The 17,502-nt window shown below is 61.8% G+C and carries 17 protein-coding genes; 8 read left to right on the plus strand and 9 right to left on the minus strand.

Annotation, left to right across the window (positions count from 1 at the left end; translation table 11 throughout):
- Positions 1–57: 57 nt before the first annotated feature.
- Complete coding sequence (locus AB4Y42_RS29920; protein WP_368687415.1) at positions 58–1,035, minus strand: NAD(P)H-dependent flavin oxidoreductase; 978 nt, start codon at positions 1,033–1,035, stop codon at positions 58–60.
- 182 nt (positions 1,036–1,217) lie between these two features.
- Between AB4Y42_RS29920 and folE the strand changes: the two genes are divergently transcribed.
- Complete coding sequence (folE, locus tag AB4Y42_RS29925) at positions 1,218–1,853, plus strand: GTP cyclohydrolase I FolE (RefSeq protein ID WP_368696159.1); 636 nt, start codon at positions 1,218–1,220, stop codon at positions 1,851–1,853.
- Positions 1,854–1,940: 87 nt separating this feature from the next.
- Here folE and AB4Y42_RS29930 read toward each other — a convergent pair whose 3' ends face one another.
- The 5 genes from AB4Y42_RS29930 to AB4Y42_RS29950 form a co-directional block, all read right to left on the minus strand.
- Positions 1,941–2,552: a nuclear transport factor 2 family protein gene (locus AB4Y42_RS29930; protein WP_368696160.1), complete on the minus strand. Its 612-nt coding sequence runs from the start codon at positions 2,550–2,552 to the stop codon at positions 1,941–1,943.
- A complete protein-coding gene (locus tag AB4Y42_RS29935; protein ID WP_254353341.1) occupies positions 2,495–2,809 on the minus strand; it encodes a hypothetical protein in 315 nt (104 codons plus the stop codon). The genes AB4Y42_RS29930 and AB4Y42_RS29935 overlap by 58 nt, the downstream gene beginning before the upstream one ends.
- Positions 2,806–3,003 carry a hypothetical protein gene (locus AB4Y42_RS29940; RefSeq protein ID WP_368687412.1) on the minus strand — a complete coding sequence of 66 codons (198 nt, stop codon included), beginning with the start codon at positions 3,001–3,003 and terminating at the stop codon, positions 2,806–2,808. Before AB4Y42_RS29940 ends, AB4Y42_RS29935 begins: the two co-directional genes overlap by 4 nt.
- 281 nt (positions 3,004–3,284) lie before the next feature.
- Entirely contained in the window at positions 3,285–4,070 is a 786-nt protein-coding gene (locus AB4Y42_RS29945) for an SDR family NAD(P)-dependent oxidoreductase (RefSeq protein WP_368687411.1), read from the minus strand.
- Positions 4,071–4,222: 152 nt separating this feature from the next.
- Complete coding sequence (locus tag AB4Y42_RS29950; protein WP_368687410.1) at positions 4,223–5,122, minus strand: LysR family transcriptional regulator; 900 nt, start codon at positions 5,120–5,122, stop codon at positions 4,223–4,225.
- A gap of 211 nt (positions 5,123–5,333) precedes the next feature.
- On the opposite strand from AB4Y42_RS29950, the gene AB4Y42_RS29955 reads away from it, so the two are divergent.
- Complete coding sequence (locus tag AB4Y42_RS29955) at positions 5,334–6,926, plus strand: methyl-accepting chemotaxis protein (protein WP_368696161.1); 1,593 nt, start codon at positions 5,334–5,336, stop codon at positions 6,924–6,926.
- A gap of 76 nt (positions 6,927–7,002) precedes the next feature.
- Here the strand turns inward: AB4Y42_RS29955 and AB4Y42_RS29960 are convergent, their stop codons facing one another.
- Both AB4Y42_RS29960 and AB4Y42_RS29965 read right to left on the minus strand, forming a co-directional pair.
- A complete protein-coding gene (locus tag AB4Y42_RS29960; protein ID WP_368687408.1) occupies positions 7,003–8,598 on the minus strand; it encodes a GMC family oxidoreductase in 1,596 nt (531 codons plus the stop codon).
- Entirely contained in the window at positions 8,595–10,067 is a 1,473-nt protein-coding gene (locus AB4Y42_RS29965) for an aldehyde dehydrogenase (protein ID WP_368696162.1), read from the minus strand. The genes AB4Y42_RS29960 and AB4Y42_RS29965 overlap by 4 nt, the downstream gene beginning before the upstream one ends.
- Before the next feature lie 227 nt (positions 10,068–10,294).
- On the opposite strand from AB4Y42_RS29965, the gene AB4Y42_RS29970 reads away from it, so the two are divergent.
- Entirely contained in the window at positions 10,295–11,275 is a 981-nt protein-coding gene (locus AB4Y42_RS29970; RefSeq protein WP_368696163.1) for a LysR family transcriptional regulator, read from the plus strand.
- A gap of 20 nt (positions 11,276–11,295) precedes the next feature.
- Here the strand turns inward: AB4Y42_RS29970 and AB4Y42_RS29975 are convergent, their stop codons facing one another.
- Positions 11,296–12,270 (minus strand): GlxA family transcriptional regulator, encoded by a 975-nt coding sequence (locus tag AB4Y42_RS29975; RefSeq protein ID WP_368696164.1) that lies wholly within the window; start codon positions 12,268–12,270, stop codon positions 11,296–11,298.
- Between the two features lie 182 nt (positions 12,271–12,452).
- Between AB4Y42_RS29975 and AB4Y42_RS29980 the strand changes: the two genes are divergently transcribed.
- The 5 genes from AB4Y42_RS29980 to AB4Y42_RS30000 all read left to right on the plus strand — a co-directional run bounded on the left by AB4Y42_RS29980 (position 12,453) and on the right by AB4Y42_RS30000 (position 17,502).
- Complete coding sequence (locus tag AB4Y42_RS29980) at positions 12,453–12,881, plus strand: carboxymuconolactone decarboxylase family protein (protein ID WP_368687404.1); 429 nt, start codon at positions 12,453–12,455, stop codon at positions 12,879–12,881.
- Positions 12,882–12,921: 40 nt separating this feature from the next.
- The gene (locus AB4Y42_RS29985; protein ID WP_368696165.1) at positions 12,922–13,905 is read left to right on the plus strand and encodes a phytanoyl-CoA dioxygenase family protein; all 984 of its coding nucleotides are present in this window, start codon (positions 12,922–12,924) and stop codon (positions 13,903–13,905) included.
- A 225-nt stretch (positions 13,906–14,130) separates the two neighbouring features.
- Complete coding sequence (locus AB4Y42_RS29990; RefSeq protein ID WP_368687402.1) at positions 14,131–15,048, plus strand: NmrA/HSCARG family protein; 918 nt, start codon at positions 14,131–14,133, stop codon at positions 15,046–15,048.
- Between the two features lie 40 nt (positions 15,049–15,088).
- Positions 15,089–15,937 (plus strand): alpha/beta fold hydrolase, encoded by an 849-nt coding sequence (locus AB4Y42_RS29995; protein ID WP_368696166.1) that lies wholly within the window; start codon positions 15,089–15,091, stop codon positions 15,935–15,937.
- Complete coding sequence (locus AB4Y42_RS30000; protein WP_368696167.1) at positions 15,934–17,502, plus strand: AMP-binding protein; 1,569 nt, start codon at positions 15,934–15,936, stop codon at positions 17,500–17,502. The genes AB4Y42_RS29995 and AB4Y42_RS30000 overlap by 4 nt, the downstream gene beginning before the upstream one ends.

Genomic DNA, 17,502 nt, shown 5'->3' on the forward strand with positions numbered 1-17,502 from the left:
CGCCCGTTTTGAATCCGGGCACGGGCAGACGTATTCGAAAGGCGCCTTAGCGCACGCTCAGTTATCTTCTGCAAATGCGGCCAGCCGGCCGTGAATGAGTGCGCGCGCCTCAGCAACCATCCGGCTCACGAGTTCCGCGCAGGTGGGAATATCCTCGATCAGCCCGATCGCGAGACCGGCAGGGAACGTTCCATCTTCCGTATCCCCCGTTTCGTACATGCGCTTTCCGCGCTCGCCACTCACGAGTGGTTTGAGATCCGCGAATGTCGCGCCTTCCTTGTATTCGAGTTCCAGCACCTTCTCCGCAACAGAATTTCTGAAAATGCGCGAGGTGTTCTTCAGCGTGCGGAAAATCAGCGCCGTGTTGCGCTCGTCGTTCTCGACCAGCCTGCGCTTGACGTTCTCATGAATCGGCGCTTCCTGCGTGGCCATGAATCGCGTACCCATGTTGATGCCGTCCGCACCGAGCGCGAGTGCCGCGACCATGCCGCGCGCGTCGGCAATACCGCCCGATGCCAGCATCGGAATACGCAGCTTCGCGGCGGCCGCCGGCAACAGAATGAGGTTGGGCACGTCGTCTTCGCCTGGGTGGCCGGCACATTCGAAGCCGTCCACGCTCACGGCGTCACACCCCAATGCCTCTGCTTTCAGCGCGTGCCGCACAGAGGTGCACTTGTGGATGACCTTGATTCCCGCAGCCTTGAACGCCGGCATGTGCGGCTCGGGATTACGCCCCGCCGTCTCGACCACCTTCACGCCGTTCTCCACGATCGCTTGCACGTACTCATCGTACGGAACCGGTTTGATCGTCGGCAGAATCGTCAGGTTCACCGCGAACGGCTGGTCCGTCATCGATCGAACGCGGCCAATCTCATTGCGCAGCGCCTCCGGCGTGGGTTGCGTGAGCGCGGTGATGGTGCCGAGCGCACCGGCGTTCGAGACAGCAGCGGCCAGTTCCGCGCGGCCCACCCACATCATGCCGCCTTGAACGATGGGATATCGAATCCCAAGCAACTCTGTAATGCGCGTTTTCATGTACTGATCCTGTGATGTAAGTGCAACCTGCTTCTGCAGCGTGTGGCCCGTCGAGCGTAGCACGCGTTTGTATTTACGAACACCGTGCAATTATATACACTTTATTTACGTTGCCGATATGGGTGTGCCGCGCACGCGCACGAGCGTCGGATTGCACGAGGCATGAATGATCAGGAGAGTTGATGAACACGCGAGACAAAGAAATTGGCACTGAGGTAGCGTCGGCTCGCCCCACGCGGGATGAGGCGGAAGAAGCCGTGCGAACGCTTATCCGATGGGCGGGCGACGACCCCCAAAGAGAAGGTCTCATTCAAACACCCGCACGCGTCGCGCGCGCGTATCGCGAGTTCTTCTCCGGATACGAATCCGATCCGATGCAGATTCTTGCTACGACGTTTTCCGAAGTGGATGGCTACGACGAGATGGTGGTGCTAAAAGACATCCGCTTCGAAAGCTATTGCGAGCACCATATGGTGTCCATTATCGGGCGCGCGCACGTTGCTTACCTGCCCGAGCATCGCGTGGTCGGCATCTCCAAGCTTGCACGCCTCGTCGACGTATATGCCAAGCGTCTGCAGATTCAGGAGAAGATGACCGTTCAAATCGCCGATGCGTTGAACACGGTGTTACAGCCCAAGGGAGTCGCCGTGATCCTCGAAGCCGCGCATCAGTGCATGAGCACGCGCGGCGTGCATAAACCCGGCGCTTCGCTGGTGACGAGCCGGATGCTGGGTGCGTTTCGCGATGATCCATCAACGCGCCGTGAGTTTCTGTCAATCGTAGGCCACAGCACGATCATGCCGCTGCCCAATAGCTAAAAAGCCAACGTCGGCTCCACGCCGACGTTGGCTTGCATGAGATGCTGGTTATTCGTGACGAGCGTCGCGCGACGCTTATGCAAGCCCCTAAACCTCGCTGGGCTGACGTGTCGTGAGAGGCCGCTCGTAAGAGACGTCTTCGCGATTTCGCGAACTCACGCCATTGCTCATCAAGATTTCGCGCCAGGCAGCAGGCACTACGGCAGTCGTGAGTTCGTTGATCGCCTCCGAGATGCAGACGCGGGCGGCAATCGCCCACACGCCATTGCGCTTTTCGAAGCGGTCGATATAGCGCCCCACCGCAAGCGTGTCCGGCTTGACGCGATTCTCGCCGAAGAAAAGCCAGTACGTTTCCCCGTGCGCCTCGTCGCCCTTCAGCTCGACACTGTGATTGAACACCATATGGTGGTGCGATAGCTGATGCTCCGTGTGGTACGCAAAGGCCCAGTTTGCGAATTCCTCTGCATTGCCAACGAATGCGCCGTGGTCATCGATCGCATCCGGGTGGTACGCCGACAGCGTCAACTCACGGTCCATGCGGTCGACCCCGCGGCAATAGCGGTGCACGCATTCGAGTATGGCCTGTTTGTCCAAAAGCGCTTCCACGCGTGCGCTCAACTCTTCGTTCATGGTTTCTACCGTTAGTAAGTCATGGCGACGAAAAAGACCACCGCGCCGATCACCGCGCCAATGAAGCAATACCCTTCACCTGTCGACAAATCGGTTTCCTCTTCCTGCGCGCGACTCGCAATCGCACACCCAACGAGGCCCGCGAATGCCGTTGCACCGAGCACGGCAATCGTCATCACAACGTCGAACAGCGCCGAACGGCCCAACTCTTCCATGCGCAAGTCGCGTTGCAGCAGCCAGATCGCCGCTGCCGAAATCGACAAGAGGATAAGCGGGAGCCATACCCTGCGCGCTTCTCGAGCGCGCTCGCCAGGCATCGTTTTCATCGTGCCGCCCCCTCCATGCGCAGCTTGCCGAAGATACGGTGCGCCATCGCACCCAGCGCGCGCGCCGCCCAATTCGATTGTTTTGCGCGATCCGATTCGTCCGACGAGGGAGGATGGCTGCCCGTAGGCTGGCGCCGATGGTGGAACGTGTAGTCCGCGAGAGGGCCACGTAAATCGCTGTCGAGCAGGTACATAGCATGTCTCCGATCAGGCTTGTGCCACGCGGGCGCATTCGCGGCGCCTCTATGTCGACATCGTAGGTGACGAAGTTCCGTTATGCAACAACTCGTTCAATTAACTGTGTCGGTGTTTTCACCAGCCGCCAGGGCGTAGCGTGCAGCGTATGCGCGAGCGCAAGCTACGCACACGGTCAATTGTGCGCAACGGATCGTATGCAATTTGGGCAAAGCAAAAGGCAGCCCAGGCCGCATCGCCGATGCGGCTTCGCAACGCGAAAAACGGGCCGCCGAGGGGATCAGGAAACCTGGAAACCGCCGTCGACAGCCAGGAGCTGGCCGGTGACATAGTCCGATGCCGGAGAGGCAAAGAACAGCACGGCGCGCGCGATATCGGAGGCGACGCCAATGCGGCCTAGCGGCATACGGCCGGGCTGCGTAATCGGCCCGCTTGCCTGATGGACCTTGGTCGATGCAGCCGCGCCCTCCGTCGCCACGCCGCCCGGCAACACGGCGTTCACGCGAATCGCGTCTGCTGCGAATTCGAGTGCGGCCACTTTGGTGAGATTGTTGACGCCCGCCTTCGATGCGCCGTAATCGCCGTTGTCGAAGATTACGGGCTGCAGCGAAGCCACCGACGAGATATTGATGATGGAACCGCCGCGCTTGGCCGCTTGCATGCGCTTGATCGCTTCGCGCATGCAGAGGAAGGTGCCGCGCAGGTTCACGCCGAGAACCTTGTCCCACTTCTCGGCCGACGTTTCGACGAATTGCGTCTTCGGATAGATACCCGCATTGTTGACGAGAATGTCGAGACGCCCGAGCTTTGCCTGAACGGTTTCGTACATCGCAAGAATCGAAGATTCATTGCCGATGTCCACCTTGACGGCGATCGCCTTACCTGAAGCGCTTTCGATTTGTTTGACCGTTTCCTGCGCCGCTTCCTCGTTCAAGTCCGCCGCGACCACAGCGGCGCCGGCCGACGCCAGCAACAGCGCCGTCTCGCGGCCGATACCCGAACCTGCCCCTGTCACAATCGCCACTTTCTGATCGAGACTGAAAAGACTCGCCACATTCGTGCTCACTGCTCCTCCTTTGGCTCGCCATGCGAGCGGGTTATTTTGTGAACGTCATTCGTAAACATAAACACCCCACCGTGGGGTGTCAAGATGAACGCGGAAACGAATGACGCAAGGAGCAGCGAGAACGAATCGGTGCAACGGTGCTGCTGTGAGCGTCACGCCGGGTGCGGCGACGCGATTTCGCGCATGATGTCGAGCATCGCGCGGTGCCAGGGCTTGTGGGGTCTATCCGCCCACACCAGTGACACTTCCGTTTCGCCGGAAGCCGGAACATCCTCAATGTCAACGTAAGCAACACCTTCCACGGGCAGGTATCGCGCCGAGTCCAGCATCAATCCGACGCCCAGTTCGTGCGCGACGAGGTTGAGCATCGTATAGGGGTGGCGCGCCTGCTGAGTCACTCGCGGCGACAAGCCCTCTTCGCGCCGCGCTGCTTCGAACGCGGCGAACAGCGGTTGCGACATCTGCTGAGGAAACATGATGAGTGGATATCGCGCGAGATCCGCAATGCGAATCGAACGCTGCGTCGCGACGGGCCATTTCGCGGGAACCGCAGCCACCACGCGCAGGCGCTCGATCACCACGCTCTCCAGACCCGAGACGTCCGCCGCACTGGTCACCACCACGCCCAGGTCGATGCTGCCGTTCTTCACGCTCGCGACAGTCAGGGCACTACCACGCTCGATCAATCGGACATCGACACCGGGCCATTGCTTGCGCAGCCCCTGAATGGCGAGCGGCATGATGCGTAGCGCGCACATCGGCACGAACGCCACGCTCAAGCTCGCCAGTTCATCGGCTGCCTGGCGCACCCGCCGCTCCGCTAGTTCCGCTTGCGCGATGAGCGGCTTGGCTTCCGCGAGCAACGCGGATCCCGCGGGCGTAAGGGTCACTCCGCGCGGCGTGCGTTCGAGCAGCTTGATGCCAAGCTGTTCCTCCAGCCGCATGATCGACTGGCTGAGCGGCGGCTGCGCCATGCCGAGGCGCGCAGCCGCACGCCCGAAGTGCTGGGTCTCCGCAACCGCAACAAAGTGTCTGAGGTGCCGCAATTCCATGGCTTGATATGACTTCGATATCGAGAGTGCCGCCAGCATATCGCCTTTGTCCTATTGCGGCGCACTGCGGATGAACCCTGGTCACATTGTTGAACGCAGGCGGTATCGGGCGCATCCGGACTTGACGTAGACCCGCGTTGAACATACATTTTTGAATATCGTTCTAAATTATGAATAATAAACGGGGCCGCCCGGATGATCTGGAAGAGGCATGGGGCAAGAGAACATTTCGAAGCGTGAATACGAATTGCAAGACCATGAACTGATGGTTTGCTGCGTAGGCGTTCAATCTCAAGTCGTCTATTCGAACCCGGTGTATGAACGTGTGACGGGATATTCGCTGCAGGAGCTCCAGGCTATGCACGGTTCGAACCGCATACGCGACGTACCGCAGCTCGTACTGGCCGACCTTGGGGGAGCCGTCAAGCAGGGCAAGCCATGGACCGGTCTGATCAAGCTCGCCTGCAAGGGTGGCACGCTGGTGTGGTGCCGCCTCAATATGGCGCCGCTCGTTTCGCACGGTCAGTACATCGGCTCCCTCATGGTTCTCAGCAAGCCGGTTCATGGGGAAATCGAGCAAACCGAAGGGCTTTATCGGCGCCTGCACGCCGACCGTGGCGGGAAACTCGGGTGGGCGCAGGGACGTATCGTTCGCGGCGGCCTCGTTGGCAAGGCCGCCAGCCGCGTTCGTTCGTTGGGTCTTAAGCGCTATCTCTGGGGCGCGCTGCTCTCGCTCGCCTTGGTGGACGCACTCGGTCTGGCTAGCCGGAGCGACGATCTTGCGTCGGTCTCGTTCTGGGGTGAAATCGCCGCCCTGCTTCTGCTGACGGCCGCGGCAGGTATGTTCCTCTCCAGGGTCATCGTGAACCCATTACAGGACGCTGCGCGAGCCGCAATGAAGATCGCCGCGGGCGATCTCAGCGCAACATGCCACAGCGATCGAAGCGATGAAATCGGTGACGTGCTCCGAACCCTGAATCAGGTCAGCATCAACATGCGCGCCACGGTGCTCGATGTGCGCAATGGCGTTAGAACCATGCAGCGCGTCACCAGGGAAATCGCGTCGGGAACATTCGAACTCTCCGGGCGCACGGAAACGCAGGCCAGCAGCCTCGAAGAAGCCGCAGCTTCGATGGAGCAAATCAATTCGACGGTCGGCAACAACGCTGATGCCGCCCGCCAGGCTAGCGATCTGGCAGCACGTGCGAGCCATGCGGCGGCGGACGGCGGCCGCGTGGTGGACCAGGTCATCTCGACGATGGGCCAGATCACGCAATCGAGCAGCAAGATATCCGACATCATTTCCGTGATCGACGGCATCGCTTTCCAGACCAATATTCTGGCCCTGAACGCGGCAGTCGAAGCCGCGCGTGCTGGCGAACAAGGACGCGGATTTGCTGTCGTGGCAGGCGAGGTTCGCAATCTCGCGCAGCGCAGTGCGCAGGCCGCAAAGGAAATCAGCGCGCTGATCACGCAGAGTGTCGAAAAGGTCGACGACGGGTCGAAGCTGGTCGATTCGGCAGGTAAGACGATTGCGGATATCGTTGCCCAGGTTCGCGGCGTCACCAGTCTGGTGAGCCAGATCGCAGAGGCGTCGCGGGAACAATCGGCTGGCGTCGGTCAGGTGAGCCAGGCGGTAGAGCAGTTGGACCGCATGACACAAGTGAACGCGACGCTCGTTCAACAGCACACGACCGCAGCCGATAGCTTGCAGCAGCAGACCGAGCGGCTCGCCGAAATGCTTTGCGTTTTCACGTTATCGCGCGACGAACGGAACGCGCTGCTAACAGGAACCGGAACGTGATCCCGCCCCGCTAAACGCGTTCAGCAGAATTCTGGCGTGCGTTTCGATCTACCCGAACACGCCCGCCAGCGTTCAATCATCCTGCCACGATCATTTCCGCGGCCTTCTCGGCCAGGGCGATCGTTGCAGCATTCGTATTGCCCGAAATGATGTTCGGCATGACGGAGGCGTCGACCACACGCAGCCTCTCGACACCGCGAACCCGCAATTGCGGATCGACGACGGCGGTCTCGTCCGTTCCCATCCGGCAACTGCCTACCGGGTGGTAACCAATACCCACGCGTTGGCGCACGTACGCTTCCCACGCGCTATCGCTTTCGGGCAGCGATGCGGGCTCGTGATCGCCGATGACGTGTTTCGCCAGCGGCGGCGCGGCAAACACCCTGCTCACGAGACGACTACCCTTGATGGTCAGTTCGAGATCGCGAGGATCTCCAAGCAGCGCGTGCTCGATGACCGGCTTCGTAAGCGGATCGCGATCCTTCAGACTGATGCGCCCGCGTCCGTGCGGCCGCAAAACCTGCGATCCAATCGTGACGCCCGCTTGCTTCGCCAACGCGGGATGTCCACCAACGAAGCCAATCGCCAGCGGCAAAAAGCTCATGGCGATGTCTGGCTCGTTCAGTTCGGGGGCACTGCGCGCGTAGGCCATCGCATGGACGGCGATCGACGTCAGAATCCCCTTCCTGACTGTCGCATACTGCAGCAGGTGTCCCGCGAGACGCAGCGGCCCCACCATGGTGTTGTACGTCGGCACATCGATCAGGCGGCTCTGCGAGACTCCGCAGTGCTCCTGCACATTGCGGCCAACGCCGGACAGATCGGCAACGACTTCGATACCCATCGCGGACAGATCCGCTCCTGCGCCAATGCCGGATCGCATCAACACGCCAGGCGATGCGATCGTTCCGCCACTCAGGACGACCTCCCTGCGCGCAAGAAAGATCTGTCGCGCGCCATCGACGATGACATTGACGCCAATCGCCCGCCGCCCCTCGAACAGCACGTTGTCGACAAACGCGTTAGTCGCGACGGTGAGGTTGGGCCGCTTGAGCGCAGGTTCGAGATAAGCCTTGCGTGCACTACAGCGTTTGCCATTTCGCGTCGTGCCGTAGACGATGAACGAACCATGCAGGTCGCCCGCGCAATACTCGTCGCGCGCCGGCATGCCGCAATGCCCGGCGGCGTCGAGAAAGGTATGCGCCAATGGATGCAGTACGCGCGGCGGCGAGACCGTCAGCGGGCCATCCGAGCCATGCACGGAGGATGCCGGACCAGCGAAATTTTCGGATTTCCGGAAGTACGGGAGCAGGTCGTCGAAGCCCCAGCCGGCACACCCGCCGTCATGCCACGCATCGTAGTCTCCGCGCTGGCCGCGGATGTAGACCATCCCGTTGATGCTGCTGCTGCCGCCTAACGCCTTACCCGCGGCCCATGTCGTCACGCGCGCGCCGGCCGAAGGATCCGGCTCGGTCGGATAGATCCAGTCCGCCTTGGGATTGCCCATCAGCGCAAAACTGCCGGCAGGCATGTCGAAGAGAAACCCCTTTCCTTCCTTGCCCGCTTCCAGCAGCAACACGCGAGTTGAAGCGTTCTCGCTCAGCCGTGCCGCGATCACGCACCCCGCCGATCCGCCGCCGATAACGATATAGTCGAAAATGCTTTCGCTCATCGCTTGCCTTCCCTGCGCGCAACGAAAACATTCTTGAGCTGCAGATACTCTTCCATGCCGGCCCAGCCGCCCACCCTGCCGAAGCCGCTTTGCCGGTAGCCCCCGAACGGCGCGCCGGGTGCCATCGAAGCGAAACCGTTGATGTTCACGTAGCCCGCGTGGATGCGCTCGGCGAACGCGTGCGCACGGTCGAGATCGTTGGTATGCAGATAGGCGCCGAGGCCGTAGCGCGTGCCGTTGGCGATCGCGAGCGCTTCTGCGTCGTCGGCGAACGGGGTGATCGAGAGCACGGGACCGAACACCTCGTTCTGTTCCAGCGCACTTCCTGGCCGGACATCGGCGAACACGGTCGGCTGAATGAAGAAGCCGTCGGCCAGTTCGCCCCCCACCCGCTCGCCGCCCGCAACGAGCCTCGCATCGCGCCGCGCTTGCGCGATGATGCCGAGGATACGGTCGCAGGCTGACTGGCCGATCACCGGGCCCGCGACCGTGCCAGGGTCGAAGGGGTCGCCCACCTTCATGCTCGCAGCCACCGCCGCGGCGCGCGCCACCATTTCGCCGTAGCGCGATTGGTGCACAAGCAGCCGCGTCGGGTTCAAGCAGCCCTGCCCGCTGAGACCCAACGCGCCATAGACAGCCTGTACCGCAGCTGCGTCGAGATCGGCGTCTTCGAAGACAAGGTTGGCGGACTTGCCGCCCAGTTCCAGCGCCACCGGCTTGAGGCACGCCGCCGCCGTCGCCATCACACGCCGCGCGACGCCTTCGCCGCCCGTGAACGTGACCTTGCCGACCTCGGGGTGCGCCACGAGCGCCTCGCCCGCTTCGGCTTCGCCGGGCACGACATTGAAAAGGCCCGCTGGAAAGCCAGCTTCGTGAGCGAGTTCGGCGATTCGCAGTGCGACGAACGGCGCCAGCGCTGGGGGCTTCAGAACGACACAATTGCCAGCGGCGATTGCCGGAAGCGCCATCATGCAGGTCGCCATGAGCGGACCGTTCCACGGGATGATGACGCCCACGACGCCATAAGGCTCCCGGCGTGTGTAGTTGAATCCCGGCGCCGGATAAGACTCTCCGTACGAACCCTCGATCTTGTCGATCCAACCCATGTAGTGATCGACCCAGCCGAGCGCCATGTCCATCATCGGGAGCGCTACCGGAATACCCGACTCTCGGGCTCCGAGAAATGACAGTTGCGCCTGGTTCGCTTCGAGCAACTCGCCCAGGCGCCGAAAGCTTCGCGCCCGCGCGCGTGGCCCCATCTCCATCCACATGCGCTGCGCCGCCCTGGCAGCCTTCACGGCGCGGTCGATATCGCTCACGCTGCCGAGGGGCACGACGGCTTGAGGCCGCCCTGTTGAAGGGTTGACATGTTCGACGCGGGCTGCGCCGTCAGCTTCGACGAATGCACCGCCGATATAGAGGCGCCCGGGAACATCGAGCGGGCGCTGGTGCGATTGGGAAAGTGCCATGTGCCGTTCCATTGTGCGTTTGACTGCTACAGGCAGGAGACGCGTGCAGGAACCGGCGCCGGTCACGCGCCGTCGAGGTCAGTCGTGTCGTCTCCTGAGCATTTTCGTGGTCGGCCTGGCGCGCGCGGCGCGGGCCGCCTCTGATAAATTCGATTCTAGCGTCGGCCCATGCTCTACACTGCTTACTAAACGGAACATTTAGAGTGACTTTTTTTCATTAATCGACGATGCCAGAAATCCGGAATCTGCAGCCTTTCGTTCAGGCCGTCCGTTGCGGCAGCTTCATCGCGGCGGCAACCCGCCTACAGGTCACGCCGCCTGCCATCAGCAAGAGTATCGCGGCGCTGGAGCGTGAACTCGGCGTGCGCCTTTTCAACCGGACGACACGCAAGCTGAGCCTCACGAGCGAGGGGCGGCAGTTCTATCAACGGGTGGCGCCTTTGTTGAATCAGCTCGACGAAGCCGTCGCGGATGTGCGGCGCAGTCCCGAGCATCCGGAGGGCATGATCAAGGTATCCGTCACGCCGACGTTCGGGAGGCATTGCCTGACTCCGGTGATCGCGGAGTTTCTGCAACGCTATCCGCTCGTCGAAATCGACATCAGCTATGACGAAATTGCGCCAAGCCTTGTCAACGACGGCGTCGACGTCAGTATTCAGCACGCCCGGGGACGCGGAACCAATCATGTCTCCCGTCCGCTGTGCGACTACCCCATCGTACTGGTCGCGAGTCCGGGCTATCTCGAACGCAAGAGCGTTCCTCAAACACCGGAGGAACTAGCGGAACACGAATTCGTCGGCATCCGTATGCCGTTCGGACTCGCCGCGCTTCATCTCGAACGCATGCCAGGAAGTACGCGAAAGCGCGGCGCCCGGAAGGACAGGACGTTCGTCCACCATCCCCGCGGGCGTCTAACCGTGGCAGGCCAACCGGACACCAGCCTCGTCGCAGCGCTCAGCGGCGCAGGGATCACGCCATCATCCGTGCCCGTGGTGCTGCCTTATCTGCTTACCGGCGCACTCAAGATCGTGCTTCCCGAATGCCGGGTGCACGGCGACGAGGCGGATGGTACGGGACCGCGCATTTACGTGCACTATCCCCACCGCCAGTATCTGCCCGCGAAAGTCAGGGTTTTTGTGGATTACCTGCTCGAACGGTTTCGTTCGACCGATACCGCCCAAGCCGAACTCGACACATTTGCGGCCTGAATGCCGGGCGGTTTCAAACTTCATTCGCGTCCGGCACCGCGCCGTCGATACGCGGACGGACTCATCGAAACGTATTTGTGGAAGATGTTGCGAAACGCGCGCACATCTGAATAGCCCACCATGACGGCGATCTGCTCAATTGAGACCTGAGTGTTGCGCAGCATGCGTTTTGCTGCCTCGATTCGCAATGAGCTTGCATAAGCCCGCGGCGTCACGCCGAGGCTTCGTGTGAAGCGGCGCAGCAACGTAGCGTGACTAACGGCCAGCACGTCCGCCAGTTCGCTGATCTTGAAGTCCTGGGCGAAACGCTGTGCGAGCCAGAACTGCGCGCTGCTTACGAGCGGATCGTCGCTCGACAGGCGGCCTTCCTCGCGCTCGCCATCCGTGCCTGTCGTCGAGGCTAGCCATTGAGCGGTATGCGATGAAATCGCACGATCGACGAGGCGCGCCACGAGTTGCCATTCGCTTGCCGGCACGCTGCAGGTGTGCGCGCCTCCGTGCTCTGCGATCGTGGCGCCTGTGTCCACGCGCACCTTGGGATAGCGCGAGCGCAGCAAGCCCCTGAGCACGCGCGGGACAGCCGCAGGGCCACCATCGAGAAGGCCTGCCTGAGCGAGCAGCAATACCCCTGTGCCGCTTGCGGCCAGTACCGCGCCCCGGGAACGTTGCCAACGCAGCCACTCCGTCACCGGCTGTGCGTGGTCGAGCAGCGTAACGAGCGCCTCTTCGCTGGCCACCGCAAAGGCCGGGACGTAGACGATGCTGTACTCGGCGTCGCCCAGCAAATCGCCGTCACTATCCATCTTCCGGCCGCCGGCGAACTCCAGACCGCCCGCGGTGGCGCTCAACAGGCGCACCTGCGTCTTCATCGTGTGGCGGTATGGCGGCGCGAACTGCGTAAATACATGCCGTGCAATGAGTGCGAACCCATCCGCCAGCGCGCCCACGCTCGACAGGTAGCTGCCCGGCAGCACGAGCGCGGCAACATCTTTCACTGGCTCAGTCGGCGTGGCAGGCTTGCGAATTTCGATCCCCTTATATGCAGAATTTGATCCTCTTTCGCGGCGATCTTAGCACGCATCATCGTCATCATTGTCAGCGAAAAAAATGGCGGGGAGGAGCAGAGCCGCTACCCGCCACCCATAGCCGCGCCGCTGCGGTAAAACAGGAGACGCAAATGAAGAGCCTGGAAGAAAAGCACGCCTATGGTTTAAAGGTATTCGGCGAAATCATGGGTGAGGACAAGGCCGCCGGCCTGCGGGCCGCAAGCGAGTCCAACGGCTTTGGCGCCGATATTTCACGCCTTGCCGTCAATTACGCGTTCGCGGACGTATGGGGCGACGACAAGCTCGAGCGCAAGCAGCGCAGCCTCGTGACGCTCGGCATCCTGATTGCCAACCGGCAGACACTCGAACTGAAAAACCACGTCCGCATTGCAGTACGCAACGGTCTGAGCGCACGAGAGCTCGAAGGTGTGCTCATCCAGGCGCTGCCGTATGCAGGCTTCCCGGCTGTCGCCTCCGCCACCACCGCGGTACTCGAGACGCTGCGGGAACTGGGCATCGACACTACCACCCGCACTTCGGAAGAACGCGGATTGCTGTGAGACAGCGGCAAAGCGCCCCTGCGACCTGAGGAGACAATTTGTGAGCACACCAATCGCGGATATCGTGCCGACGATGCGCGAATTCAACGTTTCGAACGATCAGCTCGGCGATCACGCCGCGCTGCAACAACGCTGGGACGAAGACGGCTACCTGTTCTTCCGCGACGTACTGGACCACGAGCCGCTCGAACGCATGCGCGCACTGCTCGTTGACCACCTCGATCGCAACGGTTTCGTGGACCGTAACGATCGGGACGTGCGATGGACCGGCAAGGAGCGCGAAAATTTCTGCTTCTTTCCCGTGAAGGAAATGAATGAGCAGCGCGCCGCGCGAACCGTGATGGAAGATCCCGCAACTCGCGCATTCTTCCAGAGGCTCTTCGACGTACCGCTTTATTGGGTGCCGTTTACCGAATACCGCACTTCGCCGCCCGCCATCGATAAAAACCGCACACGCTTCGACTTCATTCACGAAGATGCGATCTACAGCGACCGCCTCGACTTCATCATTTGCTGGATTCCACTCAGCGATATCGACGCGCAAGTTGGTGGACTGGCCGTAGCGGAAGGGCTGCACAAGCTTCCGTGCCTGCACAAGAAGGACGGCGACAAGATCATTCCCATCGACCTTGCGAGCGTGCCCGAAGAAGCATGGCGCCGCACGAACTACCGTCTAGGCGACGTCCTGTTGATGAGTCGGCGCACGCCGCACTCCGGGCTCAGCAATCATTCGGACCGTTTTCGTCTTTCGCTCGACACGCGCATCCTGCCGCAAGGCGGCAGTTTCCCATTCGCGCCGCGGCTGCCCTATGTGGGCACGCTGACGTCTATCGCGCCTGACCAGATCGTTGTGCGCGACGCCGATGGCGAGCATGTCTTGCGGCTCGACGAAACGAGCTATTTGCGCGGTTTCCAGGGCAACCGCGTGCGCGGCGACGAGATTGCCGATGTTTATCAGCCTGGCTGCGAAGTGATCGTCGCACATGAAGGCGGCCTCGTTCAAACGCTGCGACCGCAGCATTGATCGTGCTATCGCGCGGAAAGACGACGCTTCGTCTTTCCGCTTCGCGCCCCTTGGCGCCCGCGCATTCGCCACCGCGCACTTTTATGAACATCGTGCTAATATTAGAACACAAGCACGATTCCAGGCGATTCCCCAATGACCGGTCGCATGGCTAGTGACTTCGTGCGCTATGTGCCCAGCCACGACACGGCTGGCCTACCTCTATAGTTCGACCACCGGAAAATCATGACCGATTCATCCGACGCGACACTCGTCATCGGCGCTACTGGCGCGCAAGGGGGTGCAACCGCTCGTCGCCTCCTTGCGGCTGGACGTACAGTGCGCTTCCTGACACGAGATCCAGACTCGCCGACTGCGCGAGCACTCATCGAAATGAACGCGCAGGGCCTAAGGGGAGATCTGGACGACCGTGAGTCGCTCGAGAAAGCGATGGAGGGCGTCCGCTCCGTCTTTTCCGTTCTCCTTCCTGATTTCGATCGCAGCGACAGGGAGCGCCGCCAGGGCTTCGCGCTCATCAACGCAGCGCGCAACGCGGGCGTCCCGCAATTCGTTCATACCTCCGTGGCGCAGGCAGGCAATCATTTGACGTTTCCAGGCTGGAACGAGAAGCGCTGGAATCAAAAATACTGGACGGACAAATGGGACGTCGAAGAGGCCGTTCGCTCTGCGGGTTTCGAATCATGGACGGTCTTGCAACCGGCATTCATGATGGACAATCTCGCTGAGCCGAAAGCGCGCGCGATGTTCCCGCACCTGCGCGAGGGCTTGCTGCTCAGCGCGTTGCTGCCCGATTCCCGGCTCGACTGGGTTGCCGCCGACGACGTGGGTGCGCTCGCAGCCAGCGCGCTCAACGACGCGCAACGCTGGCATGGCGAGACTGTGCCGCTGGCTTCGGAGAAGCTCACGATGTCTGAAGTGGGAGCTTGCCTCAGTCAGGTTCTTGGCAGACAGATTGGCGTTTCGCACGTCTCGCCGGACGAAGCGCGAGCAAAGGGACTCGCACCGGGTTGGGTGAACGCGCAGGAATGGATCAACGCGGTCGGGTATCGCGTCGACATCGATTCGCTCTCCGAACATGGCATCCAGCTGACCTCGATGACAGACTGGATCGACGCGAATCGACAGCACATCCCGCTTGCGTGACAGGTGTGCGAAACAATCCTTGAGCAATGGAAGAGCCGCAATGAATGTCAGTGCCCCCTCCTGGTTCGATCTCGCCATGAGCCAGCCACGCCGCTCCCACTTCACCGAAGCCAGCGGGGCCGCAGTGCACTATGTCTCCTGGAACGCCGCAGACACAGGCAAACCTCCGCTCGTCTTCGCGCATGGATTTCTAGGCCACACGCACTGGTGGGACTTCATTGCGCCGTTCTTCACCGATCGCTTTCGTGTGTTCGCTCTGGATTTCAGCGGCATGGGTGAGAGCGGCTACAGGCAGGAATACAGCGCAGAAATTTTCGTGCGCGACCTCGTAGCCGTCGTGGACGCAATCGGCTCCGGTCCGTGCGTTGCAGTCGGCCACAGCTTCGGCGGATCTCGTCTCCTGCAGGCGTGCGCGACTTTTCCCGATCGTCTCTCGCATGCCATCGTGCTCGATTCGTATTTCATGCTACGCGGCGATAGCTTGCCTGCCGTGGAACGACGCCCGCCTCCACGCCCCTATCCGGACTGGCAAACCGCCGTCAGCCGGTTTCGCCTCATCCCCGAGCAGGATTGCGGGCCGTGGCTTCTGGAACATCTCGCGCAGACATCGCTTCGCCAAACCGCCGACGGCTGGGTGTGGCGCTTCGATCCGAAGCTTCGGGATCTCCAGCCGGTCGAGGGAGAGGAAGAGCTGCTGAGCCGCATCACGGTTCCCGTCAGCTACGTTCACGCCGAGTGCAGCAGCGTGGTCAGCACAGATCGCGCGCGGAACATCGCAGCGGCGATTCCCCACGCAAAAGGGCCCATCACGATGCCGCGCGCGGGCCATCACATGATGCTCGACCAGCCGCTTGCACTGGTGAGCCTCTTACGGGCGTTGCTGGCATGAAACCCGACACAACTGCAACCTGGACAAGTGAGTTGCCTCTCTCGGCTCTGATCGCGCGCGCCGTCGAACAGCACGGCGCCACGCCGCTCCATTTTCATATCCAGGGCGGCGCCTACACGTGCACCACGCAGTCCTTGCTGCGCGACGCGAGAGGGATATGCAAGGCGCTGCGAGCGATCGGCCTGCGTCGAGGCGATGTGATCGCGATACAGCTCCCCACGCAGCGCGAGACTGCGCTTCTGTATCTGGCTGCACTCGAAATCGGCGCCGTGCTCGTACCGATCGTCCACATCTACGGTCCAGCCGAAGTCGGCTTCATCCTTCGGCAGTCGCGCGCCCGATTTCTTTGCGTACCCGACCTCTGGTGCGGCACGGACTACCTGGAGCGTGTCGCCGCGCTGGGCGACCCACCCGATCTGGAGCGCGTCATAGTCGTTGGCGATCGGGTGCCAGCGAACGGCATCACGTTCGATGCGCTGCAGCGACTCGCGGCGACAACGCACGATTCGCATCCCGGGGACGCGCCGACGCCGGAAGACATCTGCCTGCTGCTGTACACCTCGGGAACGACGGCTTCTCCCAAAGGCGTTCAGCACTCGCATCGAACCGTTGGCGCAGAGTGGCAGATTCCGTTCATCGACGGGCCAGGGCCATACCTGACGCCCTTCCCTGCCGGGCATATCGCAGGCTTCAATTTTCTGTTGCGTCCGTTCGTCACCGGCACGGAGATGGTGTTCATGGACCGATGGGACGCCTCACTCGCCGCACGACTCATCGAAGAGCACCGGGTACGCCTTTCGGGCGGCACGCCGTTCCATCTTCAAGGACTCCTTGATGCCGCTCGTCGCGACGGCCGCAGCCTGGCGTCGCTCGTGTCTTACGGTCTGGGCGGCACGGGCGTCACGCCCGAGCACGTCGCCCTGGCCGATCGCGCCGGATTTAAGGGAACGCGCGCTTATGGGTTGACCGAACACTCGACGGTGAGCGTTGCCTGGGCCGATTCTCCTTTTGAAATTCGAGCCAACACGGACGGGCGCGTTCAGCCCGGCTCTCAGGTGCGCGTTGTCGACGAGTTGGACCGCGACCTGCCTGCGGGACACGACGGCGAGATTCTCATCAAGGGGCCGGAGTTGTTCGTCGGCTACACCGACCCGGCACTCAATGCGGCGGCATTCACTGAAGACGGATGGTTCCGGACTGGCGATATTGGCCATCTCGACGAAAGCGGCTTCCTGACCATCACGGACCGAAAGAAGGACATCGTAATTCGCGGTGGAGAAAACATCTCGTCGCTCGAAGTGGAGCGCGTGCTTGCCACTCACCCCGCCGTACGCGATGTCGCCGTCGTGGCGCAACCCGACGCCCGATACGGCGAAAGAGTCTGTGCCGTAGTCGTCTTGCACGAACACACGGCACTCGACCTGAGTGCGGTTCAGACCCACTTTGCCGCCGCGGGCGTGGCGAAGCAAAAGACCCCCGAGCATCTTTGTATCGTTGCTGAACTGCCGCGCACGCCATCAGGAAAAGTGCGAAAAGGAGACCTGCGCAAGCAGCTTTCCACGTAA

Origin of the sequence: Paraburkholderia sp. EG286B (assembly GCF_040965655.1) — a bacterium.
Taxonomy (GTDB): domain Bacteria; phylum Pseudomonadota; class Gammaproteobacteria; order Burkholderiales; family Burkholderiaceae; genus Paraburkholderia.